The sequence below is a fragment of the Niabella agricola genome (genome assembly GCF_021538615.1).
Classification (GTDB): Bacteria; Bacteroidota; Bacteroidia; order Chitinophagales; family Chitinophagaceae; genus Niabella; species Niabella agricola.
The window spans coordinates 2,127,630-2,145,348 of record NZ_JAJHIZ010000003.1 but is presented as its reverse complement, the minus strand read 5'-3'; the positions used below and the strand labels follow the sequence as shown (position 1 = coordinate 2,145,348).

Below are 17,719 nucleotides of genomic sequence, written 5' to 3'. Positions count from 1 at the left end.
CGGGGGAATTAATTTTTTGAAACTTTGCTATAATGAATGCGCGTCCGAAAATCTGCGCATCTGTGGCAATTTAATTGAAAAATGGCGAAACAATCATACCGCTGCTATTTATGCGTTCGCCCTGCAGGTTTCAGGTCCGGTATCTTTTGTAAAAAGGCATTCAAGGAATTTCAACTAAAAAATAATTGTATGGCAAAACAACCAACAAGGAGAACTTTTATAAAAAGCTCGTCATTGGCGTTGGCCGGCATAACGGTGTCGGGGGTGGGCACCACAACGTTTGCTGCGCCATTCATTGATTCCGGGCGAAGGATTATAGGGGCTAATGACCGGGTACGCACCGGCTTCATTGGCGTAGGCAACCGCGGAACCCAGTTATTGCATTTGTTTATGGAGCAGCCGGACTGCGAGGTGGCGGCCCTATGTGATGTATACAAACCCTATATTACACGTAACTATGCTGAAGTGGATCCTCGCTATATAAAAGCAATGCCCCGGCAGATCCCTAAAATGGGAGAGCCGTTTGCTGCACAGGTAAAGCGGCATACGGATTACAGGAGGGTATTGGACGATAAAAGTATCGACGCTGTATGTATTGCTACGCCCGACCACTGGCATGCGCTGCAAACCATTGATGCCATAAAGGCCGGAAAAGATGTGTATGTAGAAAAGCCGTTGTCAAAAACGATCCAGGAAGGGAGGGCCATGGTAAACGTGGGGAAAAACAGTAAGCAGGTGATTACGGTTGGATTGAACCGCCGGGGAGCACCCACTTTTCAAAAGCTGGCCAAAGAGATACCGGAGGGCAAAATCGGGAAAGTGACCTTTGCCACCTGTAGTCATATCAGCAATATGTTTGCTAACGGCATTGGAAAGCTGAAGCCTGAGAATCCGCCTGCGAATTTTGACTGGGACCGTTGGTTGGGACCCCGGGCTTACCGGCCGTATCAATACAATATCGCGCCCTATATGTTTCGCTGGTGGAACGATTATGCCAACCAGTTATCGAACAATGGCATTCACTACCTGGACCTGATCCGGTGGCTGATTGGTGAAGAGGCGCCGGTGGCCGTTAGCGCACATGGAGGGAACTATGCGCTGGACGATGACCGCACCATTCCGGACACCATGCATGTTACTTACGAGTTCCGGTCCGGCGTTTTGGTAACGGTAACGATCCTGGAAGCGAGCAGTGGCAGTTTTATACCTCATGGCTTTCTTGAACTCAGGGGCACTAAGGGGACCCTGTATACCGGAGAGGATGATTATAAAATTGTACCTGCCCAACCCGGGCAATTCCAGGCCTGGCCATCGCAGCTGAAGCCGGAAGATTTTATATTGGATAAGAATGATCCGGCACTTCCTAAGGGGGGGTATAAGAGCAGCACCTTTAGTAATATACGGAACTTCCTGGATTGTGTAAAATCGCGTGAAGAGCCATGGGCCACGCTGGAAACAGGCCATCGTTCCACAACAATGGCACATTTGGGCACCATCGCCATGCAAACAAAAAAACGATTGGAATGGGATGCGATAAACGAAAGATTTACAAACGCAGCAGACGCTAATGAACTACTGTCGTATGAGTACCGGAAGCCCTGGAAGTTAGAGGTGTCATGATTGAGGAATCCGTTTTATTTATGATCCCGTTTTCCCTACAATTACAGTGCCGGAGCAACGGATGCGGATGAATCGCTGGCTGCTGGAAAAATTAATGAAATAAAAACCAGATCAAAAATGAAAAAACGATGGGCTGGTGTCAAAATAGGAACAGGAGCATTTGCCGTGGCGATGAGTTTTATTCTTTTTCAATGCCGGCAGGTGCAGCGAGAACCGCAGACCCGGTTTAATATTGTATTGGATACATCTGTGTTGGCTGTACAGGAGCTATCAACCAATAATAAAGTACCCTGGGAGCTCATGTGGGGCCCGGATCATACGCTTTGGTATAATGAACAGGAAGGGCGCATTTACCGGTTGGATCCCGCCAGCGGGAAGCGTAAATTATTGCTTCGTATCAATGATGTTGCAGGTAAAACCACCGCGGGTCTCCTGGGCATGGCATGTTCCGCCCCGGATCCGGGAACCGGCAGGTCCTATTTATTTGCAGCCTATACGTTTGCTATAAAGGATAGCATTGGTTTAAAGCTGGTACGGTACCTGGTTCAGAAAGATACGCTTATTGAGCCCAAAGTCATTGCTGTTGCTTCCGGTTTTCGCGGGCATTATGGCAGCAGGATAGCCATATTGCCGGATCATAAAGTATATTGGGCAACCGGCGATGGAGCACAGCAGGGCAGTGCCCAGGATGCAGCAGATCTTAAGGGAAAGATCCTGCGTTTTAACGTGGACGGCAGCATTCCGGCAGACAACCCTGTGCCCGGAAGCCCGGTTTGGGCCAAAGGGTTCAGGAATATACAGGGGCTTACATTTTCAGATAGTACCCGGCTATATACATCGGAGCATGGGGATGCGGCAGAGGATGAAATAAACCTGGTCCGCAGGGGCGGCAACTTTGGATGGTCCGCCATTGAAGGGAATGCCGACCTTCCGGATGAAAAAGCCTTTGCAGACAGCACTGGTGCCATTGACCCGTTACGGTCCTGGACGCCTACCATCGCACCTTCAGGAATGGTTTTTTATAATCATTCTAGGATCCCCGAGTGGCAGAACAGCCTGTTGCTGGTGTCTTTAAAAGACCGGAATCTCCGGGTGCTCAGTCTTTCAAAAGACGGCCATTCTGTTGTAAAAGAAATGATCTACCTGGATAAACTTTATGGCCGGCTAAGGGCGGTTTGTGTATCACCGGAGGGGGACATTTACCTGTCCACCAGCAACCACGACTGGAACCCCTATAGCAAGCCTGCGCCAGGTGATGATAAGATCATCCGCATTACCAAAGCGGGCCGCATCACTGCCAAACTGCTCCCGGGAAAAGCACCGGAAACAAAGGTGAGCAGGGAAAATGCAATGGGACTGTATACCGTTTACTGCGCCAGCTGCCATAAGGAAGATGGATCGGGAAGTCCGGGTACGTTTCCTTCACTGCAGACAACGCCCTTGCTGGATCAGCCACAGCAGCTGATCGATGTGTTTTTATTTGGAAAGAGTACCGGAAACAATCCAAACCGGATGCCTTCATTTAAATTTTTGAATAATGAGGAAGCGGCTGCGGTACTGAATTTTATAAGAAGCCGCTGGGGCGATAACAACCGAGATTCAATAACGGCAACCGCGGTACAGGAACGGAGGGGCATAAAAAAGAAAGGGTAGCAGGTCGAGCTGCACCATCTCAAAGGGTTTGTGGAGACACGGTCGCACCGCCCGGCTCGGAAATTGATAAAAATAATTTTGATACCGGTTCGTTATTAAATATGCGTTCATGAAAAATTTGTGGATAAATGCTTCAAATACCAAATAAGGTGGTTCACTTCATAAAATTATATGCGCTGCTTGTTGTTTCGTGCGCTTTCTCCTTTCAAACCTACGGTCAGCATCACCAGGCGTTATGGAACCGGATTGCCTCTTGTTTTCATCCCCCTGTTTATTTGAAAAACAGCTATGGCAACTACCGGCCTTTATTACGATTTTACAATGGGGATACGGTTCTGACCAAACGGGCCTGGAAGCAGCGGCGGGCCGAGATCGCAAATACATGGAACCAGATGATGGGCCCCTGGCCACCGTTGATCAGGACGCAAAAAATGGAAGTGCTGGATACCGTCCGAAGAACGGGTTTTACACAATACCGGATCCGGTTTAACTGGACCTCAACAGAGAAAACCATTGCTTATCTCTGCGTGCCTGGCCTAAAGGGAAGGCTGCCTGCAGTGATTACCACATTTTATGAGCCGGAAACCGCAATAGGAAAGGGAAAGCCCAACCGCGATTTTGCTTTTCAACTGGCTAAAAGAGGATATGTTACCTTGTCATTGGGTACCGCTGAAGCATCAAAAGCAGGAACCTATTCCGTTTATTACCCCTCTGTAGAAAATGCAACGGTAGCACCCCTGTCGATGCTGGCTTATACGGCAGCAAATGCGTGGTATCTGTTGTCGGGCTTACCTTATGTTGACGATCGGCGGATCGGGATCATGGGACATTCATTCGGGGGTAAATGGGCGATGTTTGCTTCCTGCCTGTTCGATAAGTTCGCCTGTGCCGTATGGTCGGACCCCGGTGTGGTATTTGATGATACCAGGGGAAGTGCGGTCAATTATTGGGAGCCCTGGTATTTAGGATACTATCCGCCTCCATGGAAAGATGCCTGGCGAAAAAGAGGAAATACGGCGGACGCTAAAGGACTTTATCCAAAATTAATCCGGGAGGGATACGATCTGCATGAGATCATGGCCTTAATGGCGCCGCGCCCATTCCTGGTATCAGGCGGATCTTCGGATCCGGTAGACCGGTGGACCGCATTAAACCAGGTGGTCCGGGTAAATAGCTTGTTGGGTTATACCAGCCGGGTGGCTATGACAAACCGACCCGGGCACGATCCTAACGATGAATCCAACGAAATAGCTTATCTCTTTTTTGATTACTTTCTAAAGAAATAAAAGGCCGGGCTGCATGTTTAAAAGCAATGATTGACTGGATATATTTTATTCTTTCGAAGGTTGCCGCTGCTGGCGCTTACACAATACCGATTTCCTTTGCCTTTTTGTTCAGGAATTCCAGGGCTGCTTCTTTTGTATTGGGGATCTCCCCGTCGAGGATAGCATCTTTTAAAGTATCTTTTAAAATGCCCACGGGTTTTGAAGGTGCAAGATTGAACAACTGCATGATCTCGATGCCGTCGATAGGCGGCTGCCAGTTGCGGATCTGATCTTTTTCTTCCACTTCCTTGCAGCGTTCCCGAACCAGTTTAAAATTATCCAGGAAACGCTGTACCTTCTTCTTGTTTTTACTGGTAATATCGGCTTCACAAAGCAGCATCAGCGCGTCAAAATCCTCACCGGCGTCAAACAACAGGCGACGGATGGCGGAGTCGGTGATGTCTTCTTTGGAAAGGCTGATGGGCCGCAGGTGAAGCTCCACCAGTTTTTTTACAAACCGCATTTTTTCATTTTGCGGTAGTTTGAGTTGCGCAAAGATCTTGGGTACCATACGGCCGCCCACGATCTCATGTCCGTGAAAAGTCCACCCCGTGCCTTCTTCAAAGCGTTTGGTGGCGGGTTTTGCAATATCGTGCAGGATCGCAGCCCAGCGCAGCCATAAGTCATCGGTGGTAGCGCTGATATTATCCAGTACCTGCAGGGTATGGTAAAAATTATCTTTATGTCCGATCCCTTCTTTAAATTCTGCACCGGCCAGTTCTACCATTTTGGGGAAGATGATCTTAAGCAACCCGGTCTTATACAGCAGGTCAAATCCTATCGAAGGTTTGGGCGCCCGGATGATCTTGTTCAATTCATCCGTGATGCGTTCCTGCGATATGATCCGGATCCGGTCTTTGTTTTTGGTAATGGAAGCCCGTGTTTCGGGAGCAATCTCAAAGTTGAGCTGCGTGGCAAAACGGATGGCGCGCAGCATGCGCAGCGGATCATCAGAAAAGGTTTGATCCGGTTCCAGTGGGGTGATGATGATCTTGTCCTGAAGGTGTTGCTGCCCGTTAAAAGGGTCTACCAGCTGGCCATAGCTGTGTTTGTTTAAACTGATGGCCATGGCGTTGATCGTAAAATCACGGCGGTTCTGATCATCTTCCAGGGAGCCCGGACTTACTTCCGGCTTGCGGCTGTTGTGCTGGTAGCTTTCTTTGCGCGCACCTACAAATTCCACATCAAAACCGGCGGTATGGATATGTGCCGTACCGAAATTCTTAAAATAATTAACCTGGGGAGCCGGCTCGCATCTGGCGGCAACGGCTTTTGCCAGCGCAATGCCGTCTCCGATTGTAACGATGTCTGCATCCTTCGTAGGCCGGTTCAGTAGTTTATCCCGCACAAATCCCCCCACCAGGTAACTTTCCATTCCCAGCTCCTGTGCGGCAGCGGCTACCTTATTTATTATGTAGTGTTCCTTATCGTTTAACTGAATGTCCATGTAGCGGGCAAAGATAGTTCAGGTTTCTGATTTGAAATTTCTAATTTCTTATCGCGCTCCATTTGCTAAATGCTGATAGCTGAATGCTAAAAAGCTAAGGACTGAAAGCTTCTTCACCGGATCACTTCAACCTCCCCGTTTTTCCACCGAATGATGGAAGAAGGCTGGTGCGGTGTATGATCATCGCGCCGGTGCTCCACGATATAGTCCACCTGGTCTTTGATGGCACTTGAAATGGCGTCAAAGCGGGCCGGCGTGGCCTCCCCCGAAATATTTGCGGAAGTGGAAACGATGGGCTTACCAAAACGTTTGATGAGCGCCCGGCAAAATTCATCCCCGCAAATGCGTATGGCAATACTGCCGTCCTCCGCCGTAAGATTTTCAGCAAAACCGATCCCGTGCTCATAAATGACGGTCGTTGGCCGTTCCGTGGTTTCCAGGTAGTCGAACAAACTAAGATCGGTGGCAGCCGTATACTGCATTACATCGCGCTCACCGGTTACTAAAACGATCATGGCCTTGCTGTCGCTGCGCTTTTTTATAGCATAGATTTTTGCAACGGCTTCCGCATTGGTAGCATCGCAACCCAGTCCCCATACCGTGTCGGTTGGGTAAAGGATCACCCCACCCTGTTCCAGTATGGTTACGCATTGTTTGATATCCTGTTCAAAAGAGTGCATCTTATAAAATCGATTGATAAAGTTTCATTACATCACCGGCATATACCTCCGGCAGGAAGCGCTGTGCGTTGCTCAGGCCGTTGCTGCGCATATCAGCAGTAAAAGCAACATCGGTGTAGATCTTTCGGAAGCCGGCGGCCATTTCCTCCGGACTGTCCGGGTCTACCAACCAGGCCGCTGTGCCCGCAATTTCCGGGAGGCAGGACGTGTTGGAGGTAATCACCGGCACACCACCCGCCATGGCTTCGATGATCGGCATGCCGAATCCTTCAAAATAAGAAGGGTAGATCATCGCCGTGGCCAATTGGTATAAGGCAGGCAGGTCTTCTGTTGCAACAAAGGGCTTTTTCCCGGCCAGGGCCAGCTGCTCCGATAAAAAATAAACCCGGTCTTCCAGCTGTACTTCCTTCAGGTAGGCCTTTACCTTGTCCTTAAACCCGCCGTCGTTACCCACCACTACCAACGGGATGGGAATTTCATTGCGAACCTGGTTCAGGGCTTTACAAATATTCAGCAGGTTCTTCCGTTCGATGATCGTTCCTACATGAAGAAAGAAGGCTTCCGGCAGGCGATATTTTTGCCGGACCGCTTCTTTTTTTTCTTCCGGTTCTGCCGCCATAAACGCAGGTGCGCAACTCTGATAAATTACGTCGATCTTTTCAGGAGCTGTTCCGTATATCTTTATGATATGGCGCTTGGTTTCTTCACTGATGGCCATGATTTTTGTGGCGTTCCTGCAGGCATAGCGCAGTTTTGCCCGGTAAATCTTCACATCGATGGGCGTATACTGTTCGGGGTAGATCTCGGGAAACAGATCGTGGATGGTTACCACCGAGGGGACGCCCGTTTGCGGCAGACCGGCGGGAATCTCATGACTTAATCCATGATACAGGTTGATGTCCATGCGGACGAGGTCCCTGGTCACCCAGCGGCTTCTCCAGGCCGAGCTGAAAAGCCGGTTCAATACGGTTTGTGGTAACACCTCCCGGATATTGGTTTGCTCCGGGTGAAACGATTTGCCGGGCTTGGGATTAAACAGGTAATAGGTATGCTCCGGATATTGATCGGCCAGCAGTCGGATCAGCACCCGGCTGAAAAAACCCAGTCCCGTATTGTTATGGTATGCCCTTTTAGCGTCGAACCCGATATTCATAGCTGCAAAGAAAGACATTTTTAATTTGAAAATTTGAAGATGTGAAAATATGAAAATGAAAATTCCGTTCCTGCTCCGGACTCCTCCTCGCGCCGATATTCTGTAGATGGTAGACATCTAATGTCTAGTCTCTGGCGTCTGGTATCTAACGCCTTACATCAAGCATAAAACGGATCCAACTTCAACTTTAAGCCTCAAACGTTACACAAACAAGCACCTCGGGCATAACGGAACCAAACCTGGAACTTTAAAGGTGAAACCTGGAGTGCAAAACGCTATCTTTGCCCGAACAAAAAAAGGATTATGCAAGACTTGATTACAGCGGCCTGGGCCAACCGGGAATTGTTAAAAGACAGTAAGTATACAGATGCCATTCATGAAGTAATTGCGGCATTGGATAAAGGGGAACTGCGTGTTGCCGAGCCCGATGGACGTAAATGGAAGGTGAATGAGTGGGTAAAGCAGGCCATCCTTATGTATTTTGGTATCCAGAAAATGCAAACCTGGGATGTGCCTCCTTTTGAGTTCTACGATAAGATGCTGCTGAAAAAGAATTATAAAGATATCGGCGTACGGGCCGTTCCGCATGCAGTGGCACGCTATGGGGCCTACCTGGCACCCAATGTAGTACTGATGCCGTCCTATGTCAATATCGGCGCATATGTGGGAGAAGGTACCATGGTGGATACCTGGGCTACAGTGGGTAGCTGCGCCCAGATCGGCAAGAACGTACACCTCAGCGGTGGCGTAGGTATCGGCGGTGTACTGGAACCCTTGCAGGCAAGCCCGGTAATTATCGAGGATGGCTGTTTCCTGGGGAGCCGGTCCATTGTGGTAGAAGGTGTTATTGTGGAGAAAGAAGCGGTATTGGGAGCGAATGTAGTGTTGACCCAAAGCACCAAGATTATCGATGTAAGCGGTTCCATTCCCATAGAAGGCAAGGGGAGGGTACCGGCAAGAAGTGTGGTCATTCCCGGGTCTTATGCAAAAAAATTCCCCGCAGGAGAGTACCATGTTAACTGTGCACTGATCATTGGTAAGCGAAAGGCAAGCACCGATTTGAAAACCAGTCTCAACGACGCATTGCGCGATTTCAAGATCAGCGTATAAATTTTTGTTTAAGGTTCAACGTTTAAGGTTCAACGTTACGTAGAACCTTAAACTTAAACTTGAAACTTTGAAAGCTTTAGTTTATAAATCAACCGGTAGCTGGTATACCGTAAAAGATGAAACCGGGAAATTTCACAATGCCCGGATAAAAGGCGTTTTTAAAATTGATGGGATCACCAGCACCAACCCGCTTGCGGTAGGCGACTGGGTAAATATAGAAACCGAAGAGGGCGCAGAAGGGTCGGCAATGATTGATGAAATCTTTCCCCGTTCCAATTATATCAACCGCCAGTCGCCGCGTGTAAAATACCAGCAGCATATCATTGCGGCAAACCTGGATCAGTCCATACTGATCGCTACGTTAAAAGAACCCCGTACCTCCCGCGGGTTTATCGATCGCTTCCTGGTGGTTTGCGAAATGTACCACGTCCCGGCGATCCTGCTGTTTAATAAAACGGATATTTACCGGGAAAAAGAGTGGACGGCTTACGAAGCGCTATCGGCTGTTTATCAGTCACTGGGATACCAGGTATATGCAATTAGTGTAGAAAAACAAAGCGGCCTGGAAACACTGAGTACGCTATTGAGGGGTAAAACTACATTGATCAGCGGGCATAGCGGCGTGGGAAAATCGTCGCTGATTAACCGGCTGCTGCCACAAGAAGGTATAAAAACGCAGGATGTCAGCGGCTGGAGCGGCAAGGGCATGCATACCACTACTTTTGCCACCATGTACGACCTGCCGGAAGGCGGCCGGATCATCGATACACCAGGAATCCGGGAGCTGGCTATTACAAATCTTGAACGGGAAGAATTGTCGCATTATTTCCCCGAAATGCGCGAACGGCTCAAAGATTGCCAGTACAATAACTGTATCCATGTAAACGAACCGAAATGTGCGGTGAAGCAAGCGGTTGCGGATGGAGATATTAAAGAAGAGCGCTATGTCAGCTACCTGAATATCCTGGAAAGTCTTAATGAACATAAGGGCTATTAAGCAACCGGCATCCCTGTAAAAGCGGCTGTGTCAGAATTTGCTCCGCACGTCGGATTTTTTCTTTTGGCGTTAAACAGATCTTATAAGGATGTGGCGCTTCAATCCAACCAAAAAATTGCTCGCAAAGACGTGGTGGGGCAAGGGCGCAACGCTTTTTGGGGTCTGTAATAAACTTCACATTCACTATTATAAGCGGTGATTACCCTTTTACATTATATTTTTCTCAGCGGGGTCTCTCACAGAGGACCCTGCGATTTGAATACGCTGTTGCCACTTCGAATCCGATTCAGTGCTGTAACGGTTTAAGATTGCTGAACCGGCTGCTCTGCTTCATTGGCATCTTTAAACCAGCTGGCGTATTTAATATAGTTGTTGGCAATCCGGTCGATCTCACCGCTCAATAGTTCCTGGGAAATGTCTTTGATCTTTTTGGCCGGGGTTCCGGCATAAATGCTGCCCGGACTGCAAATGGTGTTTTCCAAAACCACGGCGCCGGCGGCAATAATGGAATTGCTGTGTACCACTGCGTTGTCCATAACAATGGCACCCATTCCGATGAGCACATTGTCGTGTATGGTACACCCGTGCACAATGGCATTATGACCGATGGAAACGTTATTGCCAATGGTAGTGCCACATTTCTGATAAGTGCAATGGATGACCACCCCATCTTGTATATTCACCTTGTTGCCAATGCGTATGAAATTCACATCACCTCTTACAACAGTATTGAACCAGAAACTGCAGGCATTGCCAGCAACGACGTCACCAACAATGGTAGCATTTGGGGCCACAAAACAATCCGCACCCATCTGCGGGTATTTTCCTTCTACGGGTAATATAACAGCCATAAAAAATTGCTTTCCTGCTAAGGTACAAAAAGGAAATGTGAGAATGCGGGAATGTACGAATTTGAAAATGCAGGTATCCGGTATTAGCTGGTTTCAGACATGGGATTGCAAAGCAAAAACCGTCACCTTAATTTTGATTTAAAATTTTATATTAATTATTTTACATTCCCCGCAGGGCCTCCCTATTTTTGCCGCATGCAGGATAAAATCGAAAAAATAACCGGACTGTTTCAACAGTGGAACGGGCAGTCACCGGATTCCGTGGACGTGTTACAGCAGGCGGGCAGCGAACGCCGGTATTTCCGGATCTGGAAGGATGGCCGGTCTGTTATCGGCACCTATGGTGCGAACATTAAAGAAAATGAGTCTTTTTTTTACTTCTCAGAGTATTTTCAGCAACGCCAGCTTCCTGTTGCCAATATCCTGGCAATCAGCGCAGACAGGGCTTGTTACCTGCAGGAAGATTTTGGAAATATCTCACTGATCAACCATCTGGAAGAACAGGGCGAATGCGCCCCCGTGTATGCGCTGTTTAAGAAAAGTCTTGAAGAACTGGCACGGGTACAGGTGTTGGGCGATAAGGGCCTGGATTATGACAAATGCCTAACCAATAAGGAATTTGGTAAGCAGGCGATTATGGCCGACCTGCTGTACTTTAAATATTATTTCCTGGATGCCTTAAGGAAGCCCTACGATAAACAGGCACTGATCGATGACTTTGAAGCATTGAGCACATACCTGACGCATACCGATTATAAATTCTTTATGATGCGTGATTTTCAGAGCCGTAACATCCAGGTAATGGAGGATGGCTCGGTTCATTTTATCGACTACCAGGGTGGCATGAAGGGTGCGCCTCAATATGATGTGGCCTCCTTGTTATGGCAGGCAAGAGCCAATTTATCTGAAGGCTGGAAAGAAGCATTGCTGAAAGACTACATGGATGCCGTAGAGCCCTTGCTGGACCGGCCTTTGAACCGGACAGTCTTTGTGAGCCAGTATAACGGTTATGTGCTCATCCGGCTGCTGCAGGTGTTGGGGGCCTATGGATTTAGGGGCTTGTTTGAACGGAAGGCCCATTTTTTAACCAGCATTCCGCTGGCCTTAAAAAACCTGCGGTCCTTTATTCAGAAGAACGCCATGGGTATTTCGGTGCCGGAATTTGATAAAGTGCTGCAGCTTTGTATTGCCGATGAAATCATCGAACAATTTACACCTGTGCAGGCAACTGCTGAAACTCCGCTGGTCGTAAAAGTTTCCAGCTTCTCGTTTAAGAAAGGCCTTCCGGTAGCAGATGAGGAAAATGGTGGCGGGTTTGTATTTGATTGCCGGGGCATTCTAAACCCCGGGAGGGTTGAAAGTATGAAGACTAAGACCGGGCGCGACAAAGAAGTGATCCAGTACCTGGAGCAGCAGACAAAAATGCCCGAATTCCTGCACAGTGTTTTTGATGTGGTAGATATCACCGTAGCCGATTTTATCCAGCGTGGATTCGATAGCCTGATGGTCAGCTTTGGGTGCACAGGCGGACAGCACCGCAGTGTTTATGCCGCAGACGCCTTAACTCGGCATTTGAAAAATAAATTCAAAGTAAAAGTAGAACTGAACCACTGGGTGCAGGACGCAAAGAACTGGATGAATGAAGCCGTGAATCCGGATCCGGTAAAGGCCCCGCAATAGGACAGCAGCTTGATTCACATATTCCACTGTATAAATGGAGATCATGACAAACAAACAACCCTTTAGCCAGGCCCTTATTTTCTGTGCCGGTCTGGGCACGCGTTTTAAGCCCTGGACGGACCGGCATCCGAAGGCCTTGGCGGTAATTAACGGGAAAAGCCTGTTGCAGCGTAATATTGAATATTTACAAGAATATGGCATCACGCGGGTCATTGTGAATGTGCATCACTTTGCCGAACAGATCATTGATGCGGTGAAAAAAAACAGGGGCTGGGGCAGCGAAGTCCTTATCAGTGATGAAACCGATGCTGTACTGGAAACGGGCGGCGGCCTGCTGAAAGCAAAACCGCTTTTTACCCCGGGAGTGCCCTTCCTAACCTGTAATGCCGATATCCTTACGGACCTGGATATTCATGCACTAATGCAGTTTCACCAGCAAAATGATGCACTGATCTCCATGACGGTAAGTGAGCGGAAAACCTCTCGCTATCTGTTGTTTGATACCGAAAACACACTTTGCGGCTGGCGCAATGACACCACCGGAGAAGAACGGATTTCGAGACAAACACCTGACCTGCAGCAACGTGCCTATGATTGCGTGGTAGCATTTGATTACAAAGTGTTTGAGCTCATCCCTTTTACCGGTAAATTCTCGCTTATCGACCTCTACCTGCACCTGGCAAAAGAGCATACTATAAAAGGACTACCACATAAAAATGACCGCTGGGTAGATGTAGGTAAACCGGAAAGTGTAGCCATAGCAGAAGCCCTGTTTCCCTGAGATGTAGCGAAAACAAACAGCCGCAGTTGCGCCATTGGCATAACAAAAACAATGTCATTTCCTTTAGCCGCAGATGTGCAGATTGAACACTGGCTTTAGCTGTACTCAAACATATCCAACCAATCAGCGAATCATTGACCTAGAAAGTTCTCAGTCATGGTCAGTATTTGTGCTGGCCGCCGAAATAAAAATGTGGTACAGACCCTGTTCCGGCATTTTGTTTGATTTCCGTAACTTTGGCTTATGGAAAAAGCAGAAACCGTCGAAGCTTTCTACAAACGGATCAATCACAATACCTCCAAATTATCCCTCCACAATGTGGGGCTGGGCCTGGGGCATTTCAATATCTTTCCCCGGTCATCCTGTTCGCCGCACACCAGTTATTCAAGACGCGATTATTACAAGGTATCCTATATCATTGGCACCGGCAAACTGTATTACGCCAACCAGTGGATCTATATCGACCGTCCCGCACTGATGTTTTCCAATCCCCTGGTGCCTTATTCATGGGAGGCCGAATCGGCCGAGCAGGGCGGATGGTTTTGCTTATTCACGGAGGAGTTTATCCGGCACGATGAGCGGATGGTCAGTCTTCAGGATGCGCCTTTATTTAAGGCAGGCGCCCGGCCGGTTTATTTTTTAAATGAACAGCAGCAGCGGGAAGTCAGTACAATCTTCCGGAAAATGCTGGAAGAGCTGCAATCCGACTATGTGCATAAGTTTAGCGTGCTGCGCAATTACCTGCACCTGGTCATCCACGAAGCCATGAAATGGAGCGCCACAGACCGATTTGAAAAGCCCGTCAATGCCAGTGCCCGCATCACCCATTTGTTCCTGGAGCTGCTGGAGCGCCAGTTCCCCATCGACGCGCCGGACCTCTCTTTGCAATTACGTACCCCCCAGCACTATGCGCACCAGCTGTCCGTACACGTCAACCACCTCAACCGGTCAGTTAAAGAAGTAACCGGAAAAACCACATCCACACATATTGCAGACCGGATACTAAAAGAAGCAGTAGCCCTTATAAGGCATTCCGACTGGAATATCTCGGAGATCGCCTATAGCCTGGGGTTTGAATACCCTGCCCACTTCACCAACTTTTATAAAAAGAAAACCGGTCAAAGCCCTGTAGCCCTGCGAAAGGCAATTGTTTGATTTTTGTAAGTATTGGTTTGATTGGGGTAACCGGGAAATAAAAGAGCCGCTCTAATTTTGTGGCGTAAAATAACCACATGATTCCAACTCAATCAATGATATCCCGTCAACAACAACCTGGTGTTAAGCGGCTGCAGGAAAAGAACAAAAAAGCCGCCACGCTGATTGCGTTTTTGCTCATCCCGTTATCCGGACTGATCACAGATATTTATATCCCTTCCATGCCGCATATGGCGCAGGAATTGCATCGGCCGGAAGGAGCCGTTCAGCTCACCCTAACGCTCTTTCTGGTTAGTTACGGGCTGGCCCAGTTCATAACCGGGAGCCTCATCGACAGTTATGGGCGGTTTCGCCTTACAATGGTTTCCCTTGCCGTCTTTATTGCCAGCAATTTTGTAATCATTTTTACAAAACAGATTGAGCTCATATATGCCATGCGCATTGTACAGGGGATTACGACGGGCTTTATCATCGTGGCCAAGCGGGCATTTTTTGTGGATGTATATGAAGGAGAAGAGCGGAAACACTATCTCAGTCTCATGTCTATCGTATGGTCTTCCGCACCCGTGATCGCACCCTTTATCGGAGGTTACCTGCAGCTGTATTTTAACTGGCAGGCCAATTTTTACGTACTGGCGATCTATGGTATGCTGATGTTGATATTGGAATGGATCTTTTCCGGTGAAACTGTTCCGGTGTACCGGCCATTTAAGTGGAACGCCTTACTGAAGGACTATCGTTTTATGATGCGGAGCCGTACTTTTGCCTATGGCTTGCTGATCTGCGGCCTCTGTTATGGAACCACGATGATCTTTGGACTGGCAGGCGCCTTTATCATCGAGCACCAGATGCATTACTCATCTGTGGTGGCGGGGTATGGCGCCCTGGTAATGGGCCTCGCATGGATGTGTGGCGGATTCCTGGGCAAAGCCAGTTTAAACAAGGCCTTCCTGCCCAAGTTGAGAAGGAGCAATGCGGCGCAGTTGCTGTTCACCCTCGGTATGATCCTGACAGCAGCATGGCTGCAAAATCTCTATACCCTGTTGTTCTTCGCCTTCCTCATCCATGTATGTGTGGGGTTCATCTTCAATAATTATTTTGCCTACTGCCTGGGCCGCTTTCCGCAGATGGCAGGCCTGGCCAGCGGATTAAGCGGAGGTGCCAACTTTATTGTTACGGCAGTTACCAGTTATACAGTTGTAGGAATTTTGCGTCCACAGTCACAGGCAGTACTGGGTTATGGATATCTCGTTATGGGAATCATCGCGTTATTGATTTTACAGCTACTGGTTAAAAAAGAACAGGAACCGGTGTAACGGGTAATCATTTTTAGGGGTCCAACTGCAGTACATGTAGCAGCCAGGTTGCTACGCTCAGTTTATCGTTCCCCTACATTTCACCAATAACCTCTCACTTCTTACTAAAAAAAGAAAATATGAAATACAGAAAATTAGGAACAACAGGGGAAACCCTCTCCGCCATCGGTCTGGGTTGTATGGGAATGAGCTTTGCCTACGGTCCCACAGATGATGCCGAAAGTGTGGCCACTCTGCACAAGGCGCTGGATCTGGGTATCAATTTCTGGGATACGGCGGACATGTACGCCAACGGTGCTAATGAAGAACTGATTTCAAAAGTGCTGGTACCCAACCGGGATAAGGTTTTTATTGCCACCAAATTCGGATTCCGTTTTAAGGATGGAGTCGCCGGGCCGAGCAGCGCCTCCGGTACGTACTTTGATGGCCGGCCGGAGTGGCTGAAACAGGCGGTGGACAAGAGCTTGCAGCGATTGAAGATCGATACCATAGACCTGTACTATGCCCACCGGATAGATCCCAATGTGCCGGTGGAGGAAATGGTGGGCGCCATGGCCGACCTGGTAAAGCAGGGGAAAGTACGTTACCTCGGGTTAAGTGAAGCTTCGGCAGCTTCTATCCGCAAGGCGCATGCGGTGCATCCGATCGCAGCATTGCAAAGTGAGTACTCCATCCTTACAAGGGATGTGGAAGGTGCCATCCTCGATACGGTTCGGGAATTGGGCATTACGCTGGTGCCGTATTCGCCCCTGGCAAGAGGACTCGTAACCCACACCCTGGATACGAGTACTCTGGCAGAAAATGATTTCAGGAGAACATTGCCGCGTTACCAGGAGGCGGTGGCCGATAATAATAAGCGGCTGGTGGAAGCATTTGCAGCATTGGCGGCAGATAAAAGCTGCACACCGGCACAGCTGGCCCTGGCCTGGGTATTGGCCCAGGGGGATAATATCATACCGATTCCCGGAACCAAGAAAAGAAAATACCTGGAAGAGAACGCTGGCGCGGTAGACATTGTTTTAACCCCTGAGGACCTCAATGCTATCAATGCGCTGGTTAAAAAATACCCGGATACCGGTGCCCGTTACAGCGAGGGCGCCATGAAACTGGTAAACCATTAGCCCGGCCAGCCGGGCCAGGCCGGACGCCAGACCTATAAGGGTTTTAAACCCTTATAGGTCTGGCGTCCGGTTTTTTCGTTTTTTCAACACATGCCTGATCAACACCAACCTTTAATTCCGGGCAGGGTTTACCACCGTTCAACCGGGGTGTCGGATTCGAAAAATTATTGCTGGAACATGAAAATGATCTCTATTTCCTGAAGAAAACGGTACAGTATATTTTGCCGGCTGCGGAAATATACGCCTACAGCCTCATGCCCAATCATTTCATCTCCTGGTGAGCATAAAGACGCAGCCGGAGCTGGAAACCTTCTATTGCAAAAGAAAGGGAAGCTTTAGCAATGGTGATCGCATGCCTTCATTTGTAATGCAGCAATTCAGCAACTGGCTGAACGGGTACGCAAAGGCTTTTAATAAACGGTATAGAAGAATGGGCGGACTGTTTATGGATTACATAAAAGAACGCCTGTAGACAAGGATTCGGATATACCCGGCTTTGTCTTTTATATTCATAAGAATGCGGTACATCACGGGCTTAAGAAACATATCGGCGAATGGGGGTTTGATAGTTATAACATACTGATCCGGCAGGATGACCTGTTCCTGAAGTGTGATGATGTGATCCGGTATTTTGGCTCATTGGGAGCGTTTGTAAGATTTCATGATCAGCCTGTAAGATTTGTGAAATCCTGGAGATCTGTTTAGGCTTGTAAAGAAACGTTAATGTCGTTCAGCTTTGTTGCAGCGGAATGTTACCCGGCGTCTTCACTCCAAAGCTTACAACAATGCGTTTCATCCGGTTCCTCACGCTGCTTCCCTTCGCATGCAGG

At 48.5% G+C, this 17,719-nt stretch carries 15 protein-coding genes; 11 read left to right on the top strand and 4 right to left on the bottom strand.

Annotated elements, in window-relative coordinates; translation table 11 throughout:
- The first annotated feature begins 189 nt into the window (after positions 1-189).
- From LL912_RS14425 to LL912_RS14415, 3 genes are all read left to right on the top strand, one after another.
- The gene (locus LL912_RS14425) at positions 190-1,620 is read left to right on the top strand and encodes a Gfo/Idh/MocA family protein (RefSeq protein ID WP_235554277.1); all 1,431 of its coding nucleotides are present in this window, start codon (positions 190-192) and stop codon (positions 1,618-1,620) included.
- A 117-nt stretch (positions 1,621-1,737) separates the two neighbouring features.
- Complete coding sequence (locus LL912_RS14420) at positions 1,738-3,273, top strand: PQQ-dependent sugar dehydrogenase (protein WP_235554276.1); 1,536 nt, start codon at positions 1,738-1,740, stop codon at positions 3,271-3,273.
- A gap of 128 nt (positions 3,274-3,401) precedes the next feature.
- A complete protein-coding gene (locus LL912_RS14415) occupies positions 3,402-4,559 on the top strand; it encodes a prolyl oligopeptidase family serine peptidase (protein WP_235554275.1) in 1,158 nt (385 codons plus the stop codon).
- Between the two features lie 76 nt (positions 4,560-4,635).
- Here LL912_RS14415 and LL912_RS14410 read toward each other — a convergent pair whose 3' ends face one another.
- From LL912_RS14410 to LL912_RS14400, 3 genes are all read right to left on the bottom strand, one after another.
- The gene (locus LL912_RS14410; protein ID WP_235554274.1) at positions 4,636-6,045 is read right to left on the bottom strand and encodes a CCA tRNA nucleotidyltransferase; all 1,410 of its coding nucleotides are present in this window, start codon (positions 6,043-6,045) and stop codon (positions 4,636-4,638) included.
- A gap of 113 nt (positions 6,046-6,158) precedes the next feature.
- Complete coding sequence (locus LL912_RS14405; protein WP_235554273.1) at positions 6,159-6,725, bottom strand: L-threonylcarbamoyladenylate synthase; 567 nt, start codon at positions 6,723-6,725, stop codon at positions 6,159-6,161.
- Between the two features lies 1 nt (position 6,726).
- Positions 6,727-7,896, bottom strand: a complete 1,170-nt coding sequence (locus LL912_RS14400; RefSeq protein WP_235554272.1) for a glycosyltransferase family 4 protein — start codon at positions 7,894-7,896, stop codon at positions 6,727-6,729.
- 285 nt (positions 7,897-8,181) lie between these two features.
- Here LL912_RS14400 and LL912_RS14395 point away from each other — a divergent pair, with 285 nt between their 5' ends.
- Positions 8,182-8,988, top strand: a complete 807-nt coding sequence (locus tag LL912_RS14395) for a 2,3,4,5-tetrahydropyridine-2,6-dicarboxylate N-succinyltransferase (protein WP_235554271.1) — start codon at positions 8,182-8,184, stop codon at positions 8,986-8,988.
- Between the two features lie 67 nt (positions 8,989-9,055).
- The gene (gene rsgA / locus LL912_RS14390) at positions 9,056-9,985 is read left to right on the top strand and encodes a ribosome small subunit-dependent GTPase A (protein ID WP_235554270.1); all 930 of its coding nucleotides are present in this window, start codon (positions 9,056-9,058) and stop codon (positions 9,983-9,985) included.
- Positions 9,986-10,287: 302 nt separating this feature from the next.
- On the opposite strand, the gene LL912_RS14385 is transcribed toward rsgA, so the two are convergent.
- The gene (locus LL912_RS14385; RefSeq protein ID WP_235554269.1) at positions 10,288-10,836 is read right to left on the bottom strand and encodes a gamma carbonic anhydrase family protein; all 549 of its coding nucleotides are present in this window, start codon (positions 10,834-10,836) and stop codon (positions 10,288-10,290) included.
- 195 nt (positions 10,837-11,031) lie between these two features.
- Between LL912_RS14385 and LL912_RS14380 the strand changes: the two genes are divergently transcribed.
- The 6 genes from LL912_RS14380 to LL912_RS14355 all read left to right on the top strand — a co-directional run bounded on the left by LL912_RS14380 (position 11,032) and on the right by LL912_RS14355 (position 17,361).
- Positions 11,032-12,516, top strand: a complete 1,485-nt coding sequence (locus tag LL912_RS14380; RefSeq protein WP_235554268.1) for a RapZ C-terminal domain-containing protein — start codon at positions 11,032-11,034, stop codon at positions 12,514-12,516.
- A gap of 43 nt (positions 12,517-12,559) precedes the next feature.
- Entirely contained in the window at positions 12,560-13,297 is a 738-nt protein-coding gene (locus tag LL912_RS14375) for a nucleotidyltransferase family protein (RefSeq protein WP_235554267.1), read from the top strand.
- A 243-nt stretch (positions 13,298-13,540) separates the two neighbouring features.
- Positions 13,541-14,452: a helix-turn-helix domain-containing protein gene (locus LL912_RS14370; RefSeq protein ID WP_235554266.1), complete on the top strand. Its 912-nt coding sequence runs from the start codon at positions 13,541-13,543 to the stop codon at positions 14,450-14,452.
- Between the two features lie 77 nt (positions 14,453-14,529).
- Complete coding sequence (locus tag LL912_RS14365) at positions 14,530-15,768, top strand: MFS transporter (protein WP_235554265.1); 1,239 nt, start codon at positions 14,530-14,532, stop codon at positions 15,766-15,768.
- Between the two features lie 119 nt (positions 15,769-15,887).
- On the top strand, positions 15,888-16,889 hold the full coding sequence (locus LL912_RS14360; RefSeq protein WP_235554264.1) for an aldo/keto reductase: 1,002 nt from the start codon (positions 15,888-15,890) through the stop codon (positions 16,887-16,889).
- Between the two features lie 277 nt (positions 16,890-17,166).
- Positions 17,167-17,361 carry a hypothetical protein gene (locus LL912_RS14355; protein WP_235554263.1) on the top strand — a complete coding sequence of 65 codons (195 nt, stop codon included), beginning with the start codon at positions 17,167-17,169 and terminating at the stop codon, positions 17,359-17,361.
- Positions 17,362-17,719 lie beyond the last annotated feature (358 nt).

What these genes read in the sequence shown, in the direction of transcription:
- LL912_RS14380 (WP_235554268.1), top strand. Translation starts at nt 11,032, where the DNA reads ATGCAGGATAAAATCGAAAAAATAACCGGACTGTTTCAACAGTGGAAC.
- LL912_RS14370 (WP_235554266.1), top strand. Translation starts at nt 13,541, where the DNA reads ATGGAAAAAGCAGAAACCGTCGAAGCTTTCTACAAACGGATCAATCAC.
- LL912_RS14375 (WP_235554267.1), top strand. Translation starts at nt 12,560, where the DNA reads ATGACAAACAAACAACCCTTTAGCCAGGCCCTTATTTTCTGTGCCGGT.
- LL912_RS14400 (WP_235554272.1), bottom strand. Translation starts at nt 7,896, where the DNA reads ATGTCTTTCTTTGCAGCTATGAATATCGGGTTCGACGCTAAAAGGGCA.
- LL912_RS14410 (WP_235554274.1), bottom strand. Translation starts at nt 6,045, where the DNA reads ATGGACATTCAGTTAAACGATAAGGAACACTACATAATAAATAAGGTA.
- LL912_RS14420 (WP_235554276.1), top strand. Translation starts at nt 1,738, where the DNA reads ATGAAAAAACGATGGGCTGGTGTCAAAATAGGAACAGGAGCATTTGCC.
- LL912_RS14365 (WP_235554265.1), top strand. Translation starts at nt 14,530, where the DNA reads ATGATTCCAACTCAATCAATGATATCCCGTCAACAACAACCTGGTGTT.
- LL912_RS14360 (WP_235554264.1), top strand. Translation starts at nt 15,888, where the DNA reads ATGAAATACAGAAAATTAGGAACAACAGGGGAAACCCTCTCCGCCATC.
- LL912_RS14395 (WP_235554271.1), top strand. Translation starts at nt 8,182, where the DNA reads ATGCAAGACTTGATTACAGCGGCCTGGGCCAACCGGGAATTGTTAAAA.
- LL912_RS14405 (WP_235554273.1), bottom strand. Translation starts at nt 6,725, where the DNA reads ATGCACTCTTTTGAACAGGATATCAAACAATGCGTAACCATACTGGAA.
- LL912_RS14385 (WP_235554269.1), bottom strand. Translation starts at nt 10,836, where the DNA reads ATGGCTGTTATATTACCCGTAGAAGGAAAATACCCGCAGATGGGTGCG.
- LL912_RS14425 (WP_235554277.1), top strand. Translation starts at nt 190, where the DNA reads ATGGCAAAACAACCAACAAGGAGAACTTTTATAAAAAGCTCGTCATTG.
- LL912_RS14415 (WP_235554275.1), top strand. Translation starts at nt 3,402, where the DNA reads ATGCTTCAAATACCAAATAAGGTGGTTCACTTCATAAAATTATATGCG.